The sequence below is a fragment of the Bradyrhizobium iriomotense genome (assembly GCF_030160715.1).
Taxonomy (GTDB): Bacteria; Pseudomonadota; Alphaproteobacteria; order Rhizobiales; family Xanthobacteraceae; genus Bradyrhizobium; species Bradyrhizobium iriomotense.
On sequence record NZ_BSOW01000122.1, the window covers coordinates 1 to 1049 of the forward strand.

Consider the following 1049-nt stretch of genomic DNA (forward strand, 5'->3'; position numbering starts at 1 on the left):
TAGAGCATGATGTTTTTATACGGAAACATAGCCTGAATTTTTGAGATAGTTGGCGCATTCCTCTTTGGAGAAGATATCGAGGAGTTCGCCGACCTTGCGCCAGGTTGCTTCGACATCACGTGTCTGTGCGGCTCGCATCAGGTGTTTGAGCTTGGCGAAGACCTGCTCGATCGGATTGAGGTCGGGGCTGTAGGGCGGCAGGAAGAGCAGATGCGCTCCTGTTGCGCGGATGGCGTTGCGGGCAGACTTACCCTTATGACTGCCGAGGTTGTCGAGGATGACGACCTCGCCTTTTGCCAAAGTGGGCGCCAACACTTTCTCGACATAGAGCGTGAAGAGCTCACCGTTGATGGGGCCGTCGATGACCCAGGGCGCGCTGATCCGGTCCTGGCGCAGCGCTGCGATGAAGGTCATGGTCTTCCAGTGGCCAAAAGGCGCAGATGCTTCAAGACGCTGCCCACTCGGTCCCCAGCCGCGCAGTGGCGCCATGTTGGTTTTGATCCAGGTCTCGTCAATAAAGACCAGGCGTGAGGCGTCGATCCTACCCTGATGGGCCTTCCAGCGCGTCCGTTTACGCGCGATATCGTGGCGGTCTTGTTCGGCCGGACGGAGCGTTTTTTTTGAAGCTCAGCCCCTCGGCGTGAACGAACGTCCATACTGCCCGCACGTCTGTTTTGATCCCGCGCGCAGCCAGTTCCTGCGTCAGCTTCCGCAAAGTGAATGGTCCGGAGCGAATGCGCTTGCGCAGCCAGTCGGCGTTGGCGCCGGACAGAACCGGCTTCTTGTGGCCGCCGATCTTGCCGGGAGAAACGCCTCCGGTCTCCCGCCGCAGATTCTTCCACTTCGTCACACAGGAAGGACTGATCTGAAGCGCTTCTGCAATCGAACGAACCGTCTCGCCCGCGTCAGCCCTCGCCAGAGCGAGTTCGCGAAGATCTTCCGAATAGGGTCGCGTCATCCATGCTGGCCCCCGTTCCCCAGCATGGAGTTTGAATCAGAAATTGTCTCCTCTGGGAATCCCGATTCCGGGAAAAAACAACATGCTCTAG

1 protein-coding gene is annotated in these 1049 nt (G+C 58.4%); it reads right to left on the reverse strand.

The genetic code is table 11. The features are described from left to right. Positions 1–15 precede the first annotated feature (15 nt). A protein-coding gene (locus QQL28_RS45680; protein ID WP_284276428.1) for an IS630 family transposase occupies positions 16–958 on the reverse strand; the annotation gives its coding sequence in 2 pieces (ribosomal slippage) (positions 16–621 and positions 623–958; 942 coding nt in all). Positions 959–1049: the final 91 nt, after the last annotated feature.